This window comes from Thermomonospora echinospora, from assembly GCF_900108175.1.
Taxonomy (GTDB): Bacteria; Actinomycetota; Actinomycetes; order Streptosporangiales; family Streptosporangiaceae; genus Thermomonospora; species Thermomonospora echinospora.
In genome coordinates this window covers 144,501-161,962 of record NZ_FNVO01000003.1, presented here as the reverse complement: position 1 = coordinate 161,962, position 17,462 = coordinate 144,501, and the positions used below count along the sequence as shown (strand labels likewise).

The window sequence follows — 17,462 nt, the reverse complement described above, 5'->3', positions numbered from 1 at the left end:
CGGGAGCGCGGCACGAGGATGCCCCATCCGCCGGGCCCTCATCAGTGCGCCTCGGGCGCGTAGGCGGAGGACCCGTGGGCGGTGACGGACACGTCGATCAGGAATGGGCCCTCGTGGCCGAACCCCTCCAGCAGCGCCGGCTCGATGTCGGCCGCCTTGGTCACGGTCCGGCCCGGGACGCCCATGCCCTGGGCGACCTGTACGAGGTCCAGGCCGTGGATGTCGGTGCCGGGGATCACGGGCAGGTCGATCCGCCGGCCGAGGGCCTTGACCGCCTCGTAGCCGTGGTTGTTGACGACCACCACGGTCATCGGCGCCCGCTGCTGGGCGGCCGTCCACAGCGCCTGTATCGAGTACATGATGGAGCCGTCCCCGATGACGCAGACGACGCGCTCACCGGATCCGGCCATGGCCCGGCCGACCGCCACTGGCAGCCCCCAGCCCAGCGCGCCGCTGCCGGTGGTCAGGAAGCCGCCCGGTCGGGTGATGGGCAGCCGCGCGTGGAACATCTCGCGGTTGCTGGGGATCTCCTCCACCACCACCGCGTCCGGGGGCATCAGCTCGCGCAGCGCCTCGACCAGCAGCTCCGGCGGGATCGGGTCGGTGACCTGCGGCACGGCCAGGCCGGCCCGCGGCTCGGGCAGCGGCCGCTCGGACCGCTCGACCAGCTCCAGCAGCCCGCCCACCCCGCTGCGGATCGTGGTCAGCACGCTGGTGCCGACCGGCGCCCAGGCGGTCTGCGCCGGGTCGCAGTCGAAGTGGAACAGCCGCGCGCCCTCCGGGACGTACCGGCCCTCGCTGTGCACGTGGTAGGAGAACACCTGCGCGCCGAGCACGAGGATCACGTCGTGCCCCTCCAGCCGGGCGGCGAGCTGGTCGCGCACCGGCGGCAGGAAGCCCCGGAACTGCCGGTGGTCCTCCGGGAAGCCGGAACGTCCCGACAGCGGGCTGATCCACACCGGCGCGCAGGTGCGCTCGGCCAGCTCCACCACCAGGTCCTGGGCGTTGTCGTCGTCGACGCCCGGCCCCACGACGATGACCGGGGAGCGGGCCGTGTTCAGGGCGTCGGCGACCTCGCGCAGCGCCGCCGGGTCGGCGGTGAAGGAGGTGTGCAGCTCCCGGTCCGGCACCGGCTCGGCCGCCGCGTCCCAGTCGTCCTCGGGAACGGACAGGAACACCGGCCCGCGCGGCGGCGTCATCGCGATCCGGTACGCCTCGGCCAGCGCGGCCGGGACGTCCTCGGCCCGCTCGGGCTGGCGGCTGTACTTGACGTACGGGCGGGGGAAGGAGGCCGGCTCGTCGGCGCCCAGGAACGGGCGCAGCTGCACCATCGGCCGGGACTGCTGCCCGGCCAGGATCACCACCGGCACCCGGTCCCGGTAGGCGTTGAACACCGCGCCCAGCGAGTGCCCGACCCCGCCGGCCGAGTGCAGGCTGACCAGGGCGGCCCGGCCGGTGCCCAGCGCATGCCCGGCCGCGGCGGCGACCGCGACCGTCTCCTGCAGCGCCAGCACGTACTGGAAGTCCTCGGGGAAGTCGCGGAACATCCGCAACTCGGTGGAGCCCGGGTTGCCGAACAGGGTGGTCATCCCGGTACGCCGGCAGAAGTCGAAGACCGCCTCACGGACCGTGTATTTCATGCGCCGACCTTTCCATTCGTTCGTGCCGGGCGGCGCCGGTCGAGCACGCGGTGCTCCACCGCCAGCAGAATCGTGTTGAGCAGATATCCCAGGACGCCCAGCAGCACGATCACCGACCACATGGCCGGCATGTCCGAGCGGGACTGGGCGTCGGTGAGCTGGAAGCCGATGCCGTTGCTGGTGCCCGGCAACAGCTCGGAGAACACCATCAGGATCAGCGACAGCGACAGCGCCAGCCGCAGCCCCGCGAAGATCTTGGGCAGCGCCGAGGGGATGATGATGTACCTGATCCGGTCCACCGCCGACAGCCGGAAGACCTCGGCGGTGTCCATCTGCAGCGGGGTGACCGAGCGGGCGCCGTCGGCGGTGTTGAGCAGGATCGGCCAGATCGCGCTGAAGATGATCGAGGCCACCTGCATCTGGGTGCCCAGCTCGAACAGCACGATGAAGACCGGTACCAGCGTGGGCGGCGGGACGGCCCGGGAGAACTGCAGGATCGGGTTGAGGTAGGCGAAGACGCGCTCGGACCGGCCGAGCGCGATGCCGACGCCGATCCCGACCACCGCCGAGCCGGCCAGCGCCAGCAGCATCCGGCCCAGGCTGGGCAGCAGGTTGTCCATCGCCAGGTCGGTCAGGAACAGCCGGTGCGCCGGCCCCGACAGCCACAGGTCGCCGGTCGCGGCGACGATCTCGCTGGGCGGCGGGAAGAACGGGCTGGCGGTGGCGCGGGTCACCGCCTCCCACACGCCGACCAGCAGCACGAACGGCAGCCAGCGCTGGGTCAGCCGGCCGGCCAGCCGGATGCCGCCGCGTCGCCGTCCCCGGGCGGGAACGGCCGGGGGAGCGGTGGTGGAGGTCATGGAGGTCATGTCGTGCCGCCTTGCCGAGCGTGGTGCCAGCGGAACATCCGGCGCTGCGTCTGGCCGAGCCCGGCGTCGATGGCCAGGCCGAGGGTGCCCGCCCACACGGTGCCGGCCAGTACGTCGCGTGCCCCGTCGGGCATGCTGTAGGCCTGCGCGATGAAGATCCCCAGGCCCTCGCCGAAGCCCGCGATGATCTCGGTGCCGACCGCCAGGATCAGCGCGATCGCGGCGGCCAGCCGGATCCCGGTGGCGATGAACGGGGCCGCCGACGGCAGCGAGACCCGCAGCAGGATCTCCGCCCGGCCGAACCCGAACACCCGCAGGGTCTCCTTGGCCGCCGGGTCCACCTCGTCTAGGCCGTACATGGTGTTGAACAGGATCGGCCAGCTCGCCGCGTAGACGATCAGCGCCACCTTCATGTTCAGCCCGGAGCCGAGCAGCAGCCCGGCCAGTGGGATCAGCGCCACCGACGGGATCGGGCGCAGGAACTCCACGATGGCGCGGGTGGCGGTGTTGACGGCGGGGACGCTGCCCAGCAGCAGCCCGAGCGGGACGGCGATCGCGATCGCCAGGCCCAGGCCTACCGCCCAGGCGGTGAGGGTGTCCAGCAGGTACTGCAGGAACAGCGTGTCACCGACCAGCTCGACCGCGCGGGTCACGATCTCCGAGGCCGGAGGCAGATAGGAACGGTCCACGACCTCGGCCCGCCCGAGCAGCTCGCTGGCCGCGAAGAGGGCGGCGACACCGACGGCCCCCCGCGCCCACCGTCCGGTGCGCGTGAGGGGCCGGGCCGCCCGGGGGGACCGGGGGGAGACGGTCTGTGTCGTCATGGGAGTTGCGACGGGCGCCGCCGGGTGACGACCGTCATGCCTTGCCGCCCTGGAACACGACCGCGCCCAGGTCCGGCTTGGCCTTCAGCAGGCCGGCCGAGACCATCAGGTCCACGATCCGCTGCAGCCGGGTGGTGTTGTTGGAGGTGGGGAAGTCGGGCATGGTGATCACCGAGGCGACCTCCGGCTCGATGTGCGCGTAGCCCGGCAGCACCTCCTCCACCTTCTTGCGGTCACCGGCGGCCGCCGCCTGCGCCTTGAGCATGGCCCGCTGGAACGCCGCGGCGGTCTTGGGGTTCTTGGCGACGAAGTCCTGGGTGCTGACGTAGCCGCTGATCGGGGTCTGGGTGACCGGCTCGCCGCCGCCGTTGACGACCACCCGGGCGCCCAGCTTCTTCTGGGTGTCGGACAGGAACGGCTCGACGATGTGGACCGCGTCGACGTCGCCCTTCTGCAGCGCGGTGGCCATCTGCGGGAACGGCACCTGCAGGTACTGCACCTTGGCCGCGTCCACGTTGTTGGCCTTGAGGATGGCGTTCAGGGTCAGCGACTGGATGTTGTTGGGGATGTTGACCGCGACCTTCTTGCCCTCCAGGTCCTTAGCGGACTTGATCGGGGACTTGGGCATGACCAGCACGTTCATCATGTTGGGGGTGAGCGCGGCGCCCTCGCTGAGGATGCTCAGCTTGAGGGTGCCCTTCTCGTGGGCCTGCAGGAAGGTGACGTAGTTGGCCCCGGCGATCACGTCGACTTCGCCCTTGGCCAGGGCCGGCAGTGCCTGGATGCTCTGCTGGACGGGCTTGACCTGCACTTTCAGGCCCTCGGCCTCGAACAGCTTCTGCTTGATGCCGATGTGCAGCGCGGCCCCGTCCACCAGTGGCAGCGCGGCCACCGTGAGGGTCTTCTTTTCCAGGCCATTGCCGCCGCCGGAGGTCTCGTCGGAACCGCCGCAACCGACGGTGAGCGAGCCGACCAGCAGAAGACCGCCGAGGATGGCCATACGACGACCGGATTGCCTCATGGCGCTCCTTAATGCGAGGAGGGGATTGTGTGGGCCCGGGCAGCTCCTGGGGGATGAGCCGGCGGCACTGGGACGCCGCACTTGCCGAGCCGCGATCTTGCCGAGCAGCCGGAGAGTATCGCAATTGGCGGGCGGCGCGGGCCGACGGTGTGAATGGTTGACGTTCTCGTGATCACCGCGCCGAGACCGTTGGAACGTTCCACTCTCTTCTGCCGTAGTGCCGACGATCCCGGAGGCCAGTGGGTCTTCCGCCGAGCGCAGCGGCGGTGTACGCGTCGGTAGGTGCCGATGCGCGGGTCTGCCGGCCCTGCCGTGATCGGCTGGACGCATATCGTCACAGTGTGCTGGTAGCCGCTTCATTTCGTTCCGCAGACCACTGATTTGGACCTTGCCGCCGCCCTATTGGAACGGCGTCCAGTTGGCGTATAAGCCCTGCAAGAAGCCCATTTCGGCAATGGCCGCCACGCCTTTGTGTGGAGTCGCGGCCCTCTGCGGTCCGCTGTGAGTCATCCATCACTCAGCGTATCCGATCAGAACGACGTTCGTTGACGGAGGGTGATCAACCGACTTCAAATAACCGGACATTCAGGCATGGACAGGTTTAGATGGGAAGGCTAAACCTGTGGGCTTGGGCCAATCTTTGCGGGCGCTGTCTCGGATGTGCTCCAATGTCGTCCGCTGGAGGCAGAAAGACGCCGTACCTACCGCCCCGGGAGTGGGTCCCTCTTCTGCCGATACGGCATGTGAACGAGAGGGTGTAAACGCCGGATGCAACCAATCGAGACAGGTGGGGACGCGCCTCGGCCCGGGGATGCCGGGGCCAAGCCGGACCCCTCACCGCGGCGGGGCGGCAGGCTGCTGCTGCGCAACTGGCGCGTACCGCAGCGGCTGGTCGTCCTGGTTCTGATCCCCACCGTCGCCGCGCTGGTGCTCGGCGGGCTGCGCATCTCCGCCTCGACCGCGAGCGCGGAGGCCTACGGACGCGTCGAGCGCATGGCGCAGCTCGGCAACGGGGTCACCACCCTGGTGCAGGAGTTCGCCGCCGAGCGCGACCTGACCGTGGCCTACATCGCCGACGGCCGTTCGGCCGAGGCACTGGCGGAGGTGCGCGCCCAGTACAAGAAGGTCGACGCGGTGACCGGCCGGGTCCGCCAGATCGCGCTGGACATCGACGAGTCCTACTCCGCTGAGGCCACCGCGGACGCCCGCCGGGTGCTGGGCCGGGTGGACGGCGTGCGGTCGCTGCGTTCGATCGCCACCACTACCCAGGTCCCCGCGTTCACCGTGCTGGAGAAGTACTCCGAGTCCATCGACGAGTTGATCGGCATCCTCGACGGTGTCTCCCAGGACGTGGCCGACGACCGGCTCGCCGAGTCCAGCCGTTCCGTCGCCGCCCTGGCCCGCGCCAAGGAGCAGGTGTCCCGGCAGCGCGCCCTGCTGGTGATGGGCACCGCCAACCGCCGGCTGACCTCCGACGAGCTGTCGGCCCTGGTCGGCTCGCGCGCCCGTGAGGACAGCGAGCTGGTCACCTTCCGCCAGTCCGCCACCCTGGAACAGCGGCAGATGCTGGACGACACCGTCGTCGGGGCCGAGATCGACCGCGCCCGCGAGCTGCGCCAGCAGGCGATCTCGGGGGCGACCTCCTTCAACGGCCTGCTGCCGCGGGAGATGATCAGTGTTGGTTCGGCTCGGTCGCTGCGCGCGGCGATGACCGCGATGGTCGACCAGATGCGGTCGGCCGAACGCCGGCTCGGTGACGAGCTGTTGGACCGGGCCCGCCAGGAGAAGTCGGCGGCGCGGTCGGCGGCCGTGACCGACGCGGGCGTCACCGCCGCCATCGTGCTGCTGGTGCTGCTGATCACCTCGATGATGGCCCGCTCGCTGGTGCGCCCGCTCAACCGGCTGCGCGACGGCGCCCTGGAGGTGGCCGGCACCCGGCTGCCGGGTCTGGTGGAACGGCTGCGCGACCCGCAGGCGGCGGCCGGCGGCATCGAGGTCGAGCCGATCGAGATCGACACCACCGACGAGATCGGCCAGGTGGCCCGGGCCTTCGACGAGGTACACCGCGAGGCGGTGCGGCTGGCGGCCGACGAGGCCGTGCTGCGCGGCAACATCAACGCGATGTTCGTCAACCTGTCGCGGCGCATGCAGTCGCTCATCGAGCGCCAGCTGCGCCTGATCGACGAGCTGGAGCAGAGCGAGCAGGACGAAGAGCAGCTGGCCAGCCTGTTCCAGCTGGACCACCTGGCCACCCGCATGCGCCGCAACTGCGAGAACCTGCTGGTCCTCGGCGGCCAGGAGCAGGTGCGCCGGTGGAACCAGCCGGTGCCGCTGATCGACATCGTGCGGGCCTCGCTGTCGGAGGTCGAGCAGTACGAGCGGATCGCGCTGCGCGTGCAGGGCGAGGTGTCGGTCACCGGGCAGGTGGTCAACGACCTGGTCCACCTGGTGGCCGAGCTGGTGGAGAACGCCACCGTCTTCTCCCCGCAGCACACCAAGGTCACCGTCTCCGGGCACCTGCTGTCCGGCGGCGGGGCGATGCTGCAGATCACCGACAACGGCGTCGGCATCTCCCCCGAGGACCTGGAGCAGGCCAACTGGCGGCTGGCCAACCCGCCGGTCATCGACTTCTCCGCGGCCCGCCGCATGGGCCTGTTCGTGGTCGGCCGGCTGGCGGTGCGGCACGGCATCCGGGTCGAGTTGCGGCCCGCGCTGTCGGGCGGGATCACCGCGTTCGTGCTGCTGCCGTCGGCGGTCATCGCCCGTGGCGAGGAGCCCGCCGAGGTCGCGCCGCACCGCGGCGACGACCAGCCGGTGACCAGCGCCGCCTGGACGCCGACCCCGGTGGCCGCCGGGGTGCAGTCCGGCTCGACCGGTCCAATGCCCGCCCTGGGCACCGGCCGGCCCGGCTCGCCGCTCGGCCGCCGCGACGGTTTCGGCACCGGCCCGCAGCCGACGTTGCGGGACTCCGGTCCCCAGCCCTCGCTGCGGGACTCCGGGCCGCTGCCGCTGGTCGGCGACGCGGCTGTGCCGCCGCCCCGCCCGCCCTCCAGTGCGAACACCGGCGCCCAGCCCGTCATGGGTGCGGCGCCCCAGCCACCGCCACTGCCGCCCGAGCGCGAGACCGCCCCGCTGCCCGCCACCGGCTCGGGCGGCCCGCGCCGCCGGGTGCCGGGAGACCAGACGGGACCGCAGCCCATCGTGTCGGACACCGGACCTCAGCAGCCCCCGATCGGACAGCCCATGCTGGCCGCGCGCCTGCCGGGTTTCCCGGCGCCCGGCCCGGAGCACGCACGGCCGTCCGAACCGCCGCCGGCGGCGGGCCTGTCGTACCCAGGCCCGGACGCCGGCCGGCCGCCGGGCCAGGCCGCGCCCCCACCACGGGGCCGGGGCACCGGCCCGCAGCCGGTGGTCAGCTCCGAGCCCGGGGTCTCCTGGGGGGCGGCCGAGGACCCGCAGCCCGCGGCCCCGCCCGCCGGGGGGCGCGAGCGCTCGCCGATCTTCGACGCGATGGAATCGGAGTGGTTCCAGCGCCGTACGGACGACGGCGGCCAGACCTGGCAGTCCGCCGGCGACGCCGGCTGGCAGGCGGCGCAGGCCGCCCGCGAGCCCACCGCCGGCGGGACCACCAAGGCGGGCCTGCCCAAGCGGGTGCCGGGCCGCAACCGGGTGCCCGGCGCGGTGGGCCGTCAGCCCGCCGCCGCTCCGGCCCGGCCGGCGGCGCCCCCGCCGGCGCAGCCCGCGGACCGGGTGCGCGACCGCTTCGCTAGCCTGCAACGCGGTGTGCACCGGGGCCGCTCGGAGACTCGAAGCGGGCTCGGGCCGCCCGGTGACGCAGACGAGATCGCCCCGCCGGGCACCGGCGGAGCCGGACCAGCACAGGGCGACACAGAGAGGGGAGGATCCGCGTGAGCCGGCAGGATCTCAACTGGCTGGTGACCAACTTCGTGGACCGCGTGCCGAAGGCCGCGCACGCCGTCGTGGTGTCCTCCGACGGACTGCCGCTGGCGTTCTCGGACGGGTTCCCGCCCGAGCGAGCCGACCAGTTGTCGGCGATCGCCTCCGGGCTGACCAGCCTGACCCAGGGCGCGGCCCAGATCTTCGACGCGGGCGGCGTGAGCCAGACCGTGGTCGAGATGGAGCGAGGGCTGCTGTTCGTGATGGCCATCCGCAACGGTGCGGTGTTCGCGGTGCTCGCCGCGCCGGACTGCGATCTGGGTCTGGTCGCGTACGAGATGACTCTGCTGGTGGAACGGGTGGGCCGGGTGCTGACCCCGGCGCTGCGCACCGAACTGGGCGCGGGCCCGCCCCGCTAGCGACCCCCTGACCGAAGCTCCAAGAGGCTCTGACGGAAGGCACCGTGGTGGACCACGGCAGGCAGCATTTCGGTGCCGGGCCGGGCGGGACCGGTCGCGGCAGGCCGGGCGGCCCCGAGCGTTCCGGCGACCCGGCCTGGACCGGTGACCCATCGGCCCAGGCCGCCCCCGGCGACCGGCGTTCGCTCGTCCGCCCGTACACCGTGACCGGGGGACGCACCCGGCCCCGGTACGACCTGGCGATCGAGGCACTGGTGTCGGCGGCCCCGTATCCGCCGCGGGACGTCAGCACGCTCACCCCGGAATACCGGGCGATCATCGACCTGTGCCGGTCCTGGCGGTCGGTGGCCGAGGTGTCCGCTCTGCTGCGCCTGCCGCTGGGGGTCACCCGGGTGCTCATCGCCGACATGGCCCACGAGGGTCTGCTGCGGCTGCACCAGTCGCGTCCGGCCGACGCGCAGCCCGACATCCGCTTGCTCGAAAGGGTGCTCAGTGGTCTACGAAAGCTCTGATCCCAGCCGTCATTTGCAGGACGGCGAGGGCCCGGAGATGACCTCCGTGAAGATTGTGGTGGGCGGGGGATTCGGGGTCGGCAAGACCACCTTCGTGGGGTCGGTGTCGGAGATCATGCCGCTGACCACCGAGGCGGTGATGACGGCCGCCAGCGCCGACATCGACGACCTGACCGCGGTGCCGGACAAGACCACCACCACGGTGGCGATGGACTTCGGCCGGGTCACGCTGGACAGCGACCTGATCCTCTACCTGTTCGGCACCCCCGGCCAGCACCGCTTCTGGTTCATGTGGGACGACCTGGTGCGTGGCGCGATCGGCGCGGTGGTGCTGGTCGACACCCGCCGACTGTCGGACTGCTTCGCCGCGATCGACTACTTCGAGGAGGCGGGGCTGCCCTACATCGTGGGCGTCAACGGCTTCCACGGGGAGTTCCCGCACAGCGCCGAGGAGATCCGCGAGGCGCTGACGGTGGCGTCCCATGTGCCGATCGTGCAGGTGGACGCCCGCAACCGGGAGTCCACCAAGCAGGCGCTGATCGTCTTGGTCCAGCATGCGATGACGGTGCACTCGGGGGGCAGCCCGGTCGCGGCCGCCCCCGGCTGGACCTGACACCGGCGGGACACGAGGGACGGTCGGCTACGGTCGCGTAGGGACGTGTCCGTGTTGCACCATGTGGTGACGTGACCAACGATTCCAGCACCGGCGCGGCGGGGACCGGCGAGTCCGGCACCGACTCCGCAGGGCTCGACCGGTCCGGCACCGCAGGGCTCGACGAGTTCGGCACGTTCGTCGCGATCGGGGACAGTTTCACCGAGGGACTCAACGACCCGGACCCGTCCGGCGGGGACGGGTTCCGTGGCTGGGCCGACCGGCTGGCCGAGCAGCTGGCCGTCCACCGTCCCGGGCTGCGATACGCCAACCTGGCGGTGCGCGGCAAGCTGCTGCACCAGATGGTGGCCGACCAGGTGCCCAGGGCCGTGGAACTGCGGCCCGACCTGGTGACCTTCTGCGGTGGTGGCAACGACATGCTCCGCCCGGGCGCCGACCCGGACGCCCTGGCGGTGATGTTCGATGAGGCGGTGCGCCGGCTGCGCGGCACGGGCGCCCAGGTCGTCGTCTTCACCGGCTTCGACCCCAGCGGGCTGCGCTCCGGCCGCCGGATCCGCGGCAAGGCCGCCACCTACAACATGCATCTGCGCGCCATCGCCGACCGGCGCGGCTGCGTGCTGGTGGACCTGTGGCCGCGCAGCGTGCTGTACGACCCGCGCGCCTGGCACGAGGACCGGCTGCACCTGTCCCCGGAGGGGCACCGGCGGCTGGCTTTGCGGGTGTGCGAGGCGCTCGGGGTGCCGGTCGCCGAGGACTGGCGGGAGCCGTGGCCGCCACTGGAGGCGATGCCGGACTGGCGCACGATGCGCCGCGAGGACCTGTACTGGGCCAGGACGTACTTCCTGCCGTGGGTGCAGCGGCGGATCCAGGGGCGATCCAGCGGCGACGGCCGCAACCCCAAGCGGCCCGACCTGCTCCCGCTGTGAGGCCTCCCGTCGCCGAGACGGGCCGTCGCCCGCATCCGGAACCGGAGCGGGCGACGGAGCGGCCGGTCAGGCCGGTCTGGTCGATGTGGTCGGTCGGGCGGGTCAGGGTGGTCAGGCGGGTGCGGCCCCGGCCGGCGAGTTCCGGGAGGGGGCGGCCTGGACCGCCGGCGGGTGGAGGGAGGCGGTGGCCTGTTCGACGGTGTCGTACAGGGTCAGCCTGCGGTCCAGCCCGGTGATCTGCAGGGTGCGCCGGACGATCGGGCGGGCACCGGTCAGCGCCAGGCTGCCGTGCCCGGTGACCGCCTTGTGGCAGTTGACGATCACCGACAGCCCGTGGGAGTCCATGAACTCCAGATGGTCCAGATCGAGGATGAGATGGTCGCCGTGTGCGCGGCGGGCGGCGTGCAGACCGCGGCGCAGGTCGTCGGCGCTGGCGATATCGAGTTCGCCGCGAAGGCTGATGACGGCGCAGCCGTCTCGTCCGCGGGTGGTCACAGTCAGGTGCCGCACGGGGGATTCCTCCTCCCGGTAGAAGCGACTAACCGCCGCAGGAGCGGTTGCTTTCCATGGGTCAACTATCCAGCACCCCGAGACCCCTGCCAACAGTGCCGACGGCCCCAGTCCGGTGCGGGGGGTAAAGAGAGTTCCAGTGGGAACGGCCGGCGGCCACCCGAAACGCCGCCGTCCCAGCCCACCCCTGTGACACGGCGTAGGCGATCCGTTATCGGGGTCGGCGGGCTCGTCCACGTCACGGACGCGCATAGGGCCGGGCGCTCGACGTCGCGGTGTGACAGGGTCGCGTAGGGTTGCCACCGGTCGACGCCGGCCGGCGACCGTACAGTCCCGCACGAGAAGGGCAAGACGCGAGTGAGCCCGCCACGGCTGCCGGAGCATCTCGAACTGCTGCTGACCGACGAACCCGTCCTGGACGTCTACGCCCACGGGCCGTGGCGGGTTCCTGACGGGTTGTACGAGGAGCTGAGCGCGCGGGCCGCGGCGCTCAACGGCGACGACCGCGCCGAGCTGCTGAGCCGTTCGCTCAGTGACTTCTACGGGCCGGGCACCTCGTCGGCGGGCGCCGAGCTGTGGTCGCTGCTGACCTTCCTGCTGGGCGCCGCGGCGGTGCGGGCCGGGTCGCGCGGCGACATCGACTACGAGCTGCTGTCGGCGTTTCTGGCACGGCCGGAGCCCGCCGTCCGCGACCCGCTGACCTGGCTGTCGCAGGGCGGGCGCTGGCGCCCGCCGGGGCTGTGGCTGCCCGAGCCGGCCGGCGACGACCGCGAGCGCCGCGAGGTCATGTACGCGCTGGCCCGCGACTGCCTGGACGTGTTCGAGGGGCTCGAACCGCTGGAACCGCGCCGCCGGGCCCTGGTGGACCTGTTCGAGGGGCGCGCCGGCGACCCGCAGACGCGCGAGCAGGACCTGACCGCGCCGCAGGGCGAGCTGGAGAAGCTGTGGACGGCCGGCGTGCCGGACGAGACGCTGGCGCTGCTGCCCGAGCTGACGGGACCGCTGGGCTACCTGGAGTGGGCGTGCTCGGGACTGGCCGCCGCCCACCAGCGGCTGCTGGACGTGCTGGCCGACGGCGACCCGCCGGACACCGCGCTGGCCCGGCTGGTGCTGCAGGCCGAGCTGCCCGCCGCGCCCGCCGAGCTGGCCGTGGCCCTCGGCACCGGCCGCTACGAGAACGTCCAGGACCGCGTCCGGGCGCTGCGGCCGGACTTCGTACTGGAGACCTGGCAGAACGAGGTCCGCACCTGGCTGGCGCGTGGGCTGGTCGCCGGGGAGGCCGACGCGTGCCGGGCCTGGCTGGACATGGCCGTACGCGTCACCGGCGCGCTGCAGGGGCTGCCCGACGCGGCGACCAACCCGCGGGCACGGGTGCCGGTCCGGGCGTTCCAGCTGGACCTGCGCCGCCTGTTCGAGCCGCGCCGCGTCGTGGCCAACCCGCTGGCGGAACGGTTCGCCGCCCCGGCCGCCGAGACGGCCTCGCCCGACGGCGCGGCCGACGGCGCCGCCGAGGGGGAGACCGGCGAGGAGGCCGACACGATCGTCGGGCAGCCCGAGCTGGCCGAGGCGGTACGGGACGCCATCGCCGCGCGCCTGGCCGGCAAGCCCGTCCGGCTGCTGATCGCCGGGCCGGAGGGCACCGGCAAGGGCACCGCCGTGGCCGAGCTGGAGCGGGTGCTGACCGCCAGGGGCGCGATCCGGCAGACCCTGTGGGTCTCCGACCAGGTGTTCCCGTCCCTGCCGGTCAGCGACGCGGTGCTGTGGCTGCAGGCCAGGGTCCGCGAGTGCGTCGAGGGCCGCAGTATGCTGGTGGTCGACGACCTCGACAAGCTGTTCACCTACGAGCGGTGCGGCCCGGCCGTCGCCGAGGAGCTGCGCCGGCTGATGGCCCGCAGCCCCGGGCTGGACGTGGTGGCGCTGTGCCGGCCGGGCGGGGAGGAACGGCTCTTCGACGGCAACCCGGCGCTGCTGCGCTCGTTCGAGATGGCGCGCACCCGCGAGTTCGGCGAGGACGACTACGCCGAGCTGTTCCGCCGGGCGGTCGCCGCCCGCGGGGCCGCGGTCGACCGGGAGGTGGCGCGCACCGCCGGGGTGCTGCTGACCCGTACCCCGCCGCTGCTCAACCTGCGCGGCGCCCGGCTGGTGGAGCACCTGGCCGCGCAGTGCGCCGCCGGCGCGGCCGCCCGCGGCGGTCCCCTCCAGGTCACCGCCGCCGACCTGCCGCAGCGGCTGACCCCCGGCCGGACCGCCGACGCCGACCCGCTGGCCGAGCTGGCCGCCTGCGCCGGGATCGAGCCGGTCAAGCGGGAGATCAGCGCGCTGGCCGCCGAGGCCAAGGCGGCCCGGCTGCGCCGCGAGGCGGGCATGGCGGTGGCCACCCGGTCCCGCCATCTGGTCTTCACCGGCAACCCCGGCACCGGCAAGACCAAGATCGCGCGCATTCTCGGCCGGATCTACGCCGACCTGGGGGTGCTGCCGTCCGGCCATCTGGTCGAGGTCGACCGCGCCGACCTGGTGGGGGAGTTCACCGGCGAGAGCGGCACCAAGGTGCGCCGGGCGGTCGAGCACGCGCTCGGCGGGGTGCTGTTCGTCGACGACGCGCACACCCTGGCCGCCACCCCCGGGGCGGCGGACGCGGCCCGGCTGCGCGAGGCGGTCGCCGCGCTGGTCGCCGCGATCGCCGCGTACCCCGACGACCTGGTGGTGGTGCTGGCCGGGCCCGAGGCGGAGCTGAACGGGCTGCTGCGCGCCAACGCCGAGCTGGCCGCCTCCTTCCCCAAGACGGTGCGCTTCCCCGACCTGACCGACGAGGAACTGGTCGGGGTGTTCACTGCCAAGGCCGCCGACGAGGGGTTCACCCTGGGTCCGGGCGTGCTGGAGCGGGTACGCGGGCTGGTGCAGGCCGCGCCCCGCGACCGCGGCTTCGCCAACGCCCGCCTCATGGTCCGGCTGCTGGACCGGGCGGTCGCGCTGCAGGGCCGCCGGGTGCTGGCCGACGACGTGGTGGACGAGGGCGAGTCGCTGTCGGAGATCCTGCTGGAGGACCTGCCCGGCACGCTCGGCGCGGCCTGGGCGGGACAGCTGCCCGAGGGTGACCCGCTCACCGAGATCGACCGGCTGATCGGGCTGGACACCATCAAGCACGAGGTGGGGCTGCTGGTCGCCGAGGCCAAGGCGGAGCGGATCCGCCGTGACGCCGGGATCCCGATCGGCTCGCCGACCCGTCACATGGTCTTCGCCGGCAACCCCGGCACCGCCAAGACCACCATCGCCCGGCTGATCGCCGCCGTCTACGCCCGGCTGGGGCTGCTGTCGTCCGGGCACCTGGTGGAGGTGTCGCGGGCCGACCTGGTCGCCGAGTTCATCGGGCAGACCGCGCCGCGGGTACGGGCGGCGGTCGAGCGGGCGCTGGGCGGCGTGCTGTTCATCGACGAGGCGTACTCGCTGACCATGGCCGGGCACGACAAGGGCGACTTCGGGCACGAGGCGGTGGCCGAGCTGCTCAAGCTGATGGAGGAGCACCGCTCCGACCTGGTCGTCATCGTGGCCGGCTACGAGGCCGAGATGGAACGGTTCCTGCGCTCCAACCCCGGCCTGGACTCCCGCTTCCCCAAGGTGCTGAGCTTCCCCGACTACACCTCCGACGAGCTGGTGTCGATCCTGGAGTTCATGACCGCCCAGAACGGCTTCACCCTGGCCGAGGGGGTCGTGGAGGAGGTGCGCGCCAGGCTGGCGGCCGAGCCGCGCAGCGCCTCGTTCGGCAACGCCCGCCTGATCCGCAACCTGCTGGACGCGGCCATCTCTCGACAGGCCCAGCGCATCACCAGCGGGGAGAGTGAGATCGACACGGCCCAGGTGCGCCTGCTGCGCCCCGAGGACCTACCACCCCGCCGCCCCGGCGAACAACCCTTCCCCGGCTCCTACCTGTAGCCGTGGCACGTGCGGCGGGGTGCATGATCGCTGCGCCCCGAGACCTGACACTCTGACCACCCCGCCGCCCCGGCGAACAACCCTTCCCCGGCTCGTACCTGTAGGAGCGGTGGGGCGCGTGGCCGCCGTGTCTTTCGGGTGAACGGCACCGTGCCGGCCGCTGGGCGCAGGTGACGGCGGAGGCCGGTCAGCCGGCGGCGGAGACGCGGTAGGCGGACGCCTGGAGGGCGTACAGGTCCGCGTACAGGCCGCCGGTGGCCATCAGCGTGTCGTGGTCGCCCTGCTCGATGACCCTGCCGTGCTCGAGTACGTAGATGCGGTCGGCGTAGCGCACGCTGGCCAGCCGGTGGGTGATCAGCAGGACGGTGCGGCCGTCGGCGTGCTCGCGGATCCGCTCGAACAGGGCGTGCTCGGCGCGGGCGTCCAGCGCCGCGCTGGGCTCGTCGCAGATCAGCAGCGGCGCGTCCCGGTAGAAGCCGCGCGCCACTGCCAGCCGCTGCCACTGCCCGCCCGACAGCTCCGCACCGCCCTCGAACCGGCGGTCCAGCAGCGTGTCGTACCCGTTGGCGAGGTCGGCGACCACCTCGTCGGCCCCCGCGGCGGCCGCCGCCATGGCCACCGCGTCCTCGTCGGCGCTGCGCGCCATCGTGATGTTCTGCCGCGCGGTCATCGGCCACTGGGTGTAGTCCTGTGCGATGACCGCGATGCGCTCGCGCAGCCGCTCGACGTCCATCATGCGCAGCGGGACGTCGTCCCAGCGCACGTCGCCGGCGTCGGGTCGGTACAGGCCCGCCAGCATCTTGGCCAGCGTGCTCTTGCCCGACCCGTTCTCCCCGACCAGCGCGACCACCTCGCCCCGCCGCAGCTCCAGGGAGATGCCGCGCAGCGACGGCCTGTCGGCGCCCGGGTAGGTGAAAACGAGGTCCTCCACGACGATCCGCTCGAAGGACTCCGGCACGGGCTGCGGGGCCTGCGGGGTCCCGGGGGCGGGCTGGGGCGGCGCGGGGACGCGTCGCTCGGCCTCCTCACAGAAGCGGATGTAGTCGCCGAAGTACAGGCCCTCCTCGTAGCAGCGGTTGATCGCGTAGACCAGGTTGGCCAGCGCGCTCTGCCCGGTGCGGATGGCCAGCACGGCCGTCCCCGCCACCGCCAGCGGCACCGCCCCCCACCACAGCATCAGCCCCAGCGTCGTGTAGACGCCCGCCAGCGACAGGCCCTTGAGCACGTCCCCGACCATCACCGCGGCCGTCTGCCGCCGTGCCAGCCCCAGTTCGATGTCGCGCTGGTAGGCGGCCAGGGAGTCGTACTCCTCCAGCAGGAAGCCCCGCATGGTGAAGGAGCGGATCTCGGCGGCGTGGCTGCGCTCGGTCATCAGGTCGGACAGGATCCACTTGCGGCGCAGCACCCCGACGAGCGTCAGCATCGTCAGATACCGCATCCGGGCGGACCGCACCGACGCCCAGCCCTCCGGGACGGCGGTCAGCAGGAGCAGCGGCAGCAGCAGCGGGTGCAGCACGCCCAGCGTCCCGGCCGCCGCCAAGACTCCGACCGCCCCGGTGAGAATGTCGACGGCACTGCTCACCACTCGCGACGCGGCCGTCTGGCCGGGGCCCGAGGCGCGCTTGAGCTCGTCCAGGAACTCCGAGTCGTCCAGTGCCGCCAGGTCCACCGCCGTGGTGAGCTCGTACAGCCGCACCTCCACGAGGCGTTCGACCTGGGGCTGTAGCCTCGCCTGCGCCCAGCCCGCACCCGCCTGGAACCCGGCCCGCAGCCCCGTGGCCACCGCCACCAGCACCAGCGAGGGCAGCGCGGCGCGCACTCGTTCCGGCGTCGGCCCTGCGGCGAACAGCGCGGTCAGCACCCCGGTGGTGGCCAGCAGCCCGAACGCGGTGAAGAAACCGGACGCCAGGTTGAGCGCGACGGTCACCGCGGTGTCGCGCGGGCTGGCCTGCCATGCCATCCGCAGCGAGCCCAGCACCAGGGAGGGCAGCCGCCGCGCCATCGTGCCCAGCCCCGTCTCGGCCATCTCCCCGGCCTTGGCCGTCCAGGTGTGCGCGACCAGCGCCGGCAACTCGGGAGGTGTGGGCTGGGAGCGGCCGCGCCGGCTCTTGCCCCGTGTCCGGCGCAGCGTGAAACGCCGACGTGCGCTCATCCGCAACCCCCGCTTCGCCCGTACCACAAGAAGCAAGTGTGCCGCCCGGGATGACAGAAAAGGCGGCAGGTATCACACATCGCACCGAGAGGAGATGACTTGACGTCATGCGAGAGATGGACGCGCGATCCGCCGGGTTTGAATATCTT

General features: G+C 72.7%; 12 protein-coding genes. 6 read left to right on the top strand and 6 right to left on the bottom strand.

Annotation, left to right across the window (positions count from 1 at the left end; all coding sequences use genetic code 11):
• Positions 1-41 precede the first annotated feature (41 nt).
• The 4 genes from mdlC to C4U03_RS08220 are packed head-to-tail and all read right to left on the bottom strand — an operon-like array spanning position 42 to position 4,354.
• On the bottom strand, positions 42-1,640 hold the full coding sequence (gene mdlC, locus C4U03_RS08235; RefSeq protein WP_103937094.1) for a benzoylformate decarboxylase: 1,599 nt from the start codon (positions 1,638-1,640) through the stop codon (positions 42-44).
• A complete protein-coding gene (locus tag C4U03_RS08230) occupies positions 1,637-2,509 on the bottom strand; it encodes an ABC transporter permease (protein ID WP_103937093.1) in 873 nt (290 codons plus the stop codon). The genes mdlC and C4U03_RS08230 overlap by 4 nt, the downstream gene beginning before the upstream one ends.
• Entirely contained in the window at positions 2,506-3,333 is an 828-nt protein-coding gene (locus C4U03_RS08225; protein WP_103937092.1) for an ABC transporter permease, read from the bottom strand. Before C4U03_RS08225 ends, C4U03_RS08230 begins: the two co-directional genes overlap by 4 nt.
• Positions 3,334-3,367: 34 nt before the next feature.
• Positions 3,368-4,354, bottom strand: a complete 987-nt coding sequence (locus C4U03_RS08220) for an ABC transporter substrate-binding protein (protein WP_160146927.1) — start codon at positions 4,352-4,354, stop codon at positions 3,368-3,370.
• Positions 4,355-5,122: 768 nt separating this feature from the next.
• On the opposite strand from C4U03_RS08220, the gene C4U03_RS08215 reads away from it, so the two are divergent.
• The 5 genes from C4U03_RS08215 to C4U03_RS08195 all read left to right on the top strand — a co-directional run bounded on the left by C4U03_RS08215 (position 5,123) and on the right by C4U03_RS08195 (position 10,721).
• On the top strand, positions 5,123-8,266 hold the full coding sequence (locus tag C4U03_RS08215) for a sensor histidine kinase (protein WP_103937090.1): 3,144 nt from the start codon (positions 5,123-5,125) through the stop codon (positions 8,264-8,266).
• Positions 8,263-8,670, top strand: a complete 408-nt coding sequence (locus C4U03_RS08210; RefSeq protein ID WP_103937089.1) for a roadblock/LC7 domain-containing protein — start codon at positions 8,263-8,265, stop codon at positions 8,668-8,670. The genes C4U03_RS08215 and C4U03_RS08210 overlap by 4 nt, the downstream gene beginning before the upstream one ends.
• Positions 8,671-8,717: 47 nt before the next feature.
• Complete coding sequence (locus C4U03_RS08205; RefSeq protein WP_407701416.1) at positions 8,718-9,182, top strand: DUF742 domain-containing protein; 465 nt, start codon at positions 8,718-8,720, stop codon at positions 9,180-9,182.
• A gap of 37 nt (positions 9,183-9,219) precedes the next feature.
• Positions 9,220-9,795: a GTP-binding protein gene (locus C4U03_RS08200; protein ID WP_103937431.1), complete on the top strand. Its 576-nt coding sequence runs from the start codon at positions 9,220-9,222 to the stop codon at positions 9,793-9,795.
• A 185-nt stretch (positions 9,796-9,980) separates the two neighbouring features.
• Positions 9,981-10,721 (top strand): SGNH/GDSL hydrolase family protein, encoded by a 741-nt coding sequence (locus C4U03_RS08195; protein ID WP_235017749.1) that lies wholly within the window; start codon positions 9,981-9,983, stop codon positions 10,719-10,721.
• 111 nt (positions 10,722-10,832) lie between these two features.
• On the opposite strand, the gene C4U03_RS40300 is transcribed toward C4U03_RS08195, so the two are convergent.
• Positions 10,833-11,231: an anti-sigma factor antagonist gene (locus tag C4U03_RS40300; RefSeq protein WP_160146926.1), complete on the bottom strand. Its 399-nt coding sequence runs from the start codon at positions 11,229-11,231 to the stop codon at positions 10,833-10,835.
• 357 nt (positions 11,232-11,588) lie between these two features.
• On the opposite strand from C4U03_RS40300, the gene C4U03_RS08185 reads away from it, so the two are divergent.
• Positions 11,589-15,161, top strand: a complete 3,573-nt coding sequence (locus C4U03_RS08185; protein WP_103937085.1) for an AAA family ATPase — start codon at positions 11,589-11,591, stop codon at positions 15,159-15,161.
• Between the two features lie 187 nt (positions 15,162-15,348).
• Here C4U03_RS08185 and C4U03_RS08180 read toward each other — a convergent pair whose 3' ends face one another.
• Complete coding sequence (locus tag C4U03_RS08180; protein WP_103937084.1) at positions 15,349-17,313, bottom strand: ABC transporter ATP-binding protein; 1,965 nt, start codon at positions 17,311-17,313, stop codon at positions 15,349-15,351.
• Positions 17,314-17,462 lie beyond the last annotated feature (149 nt).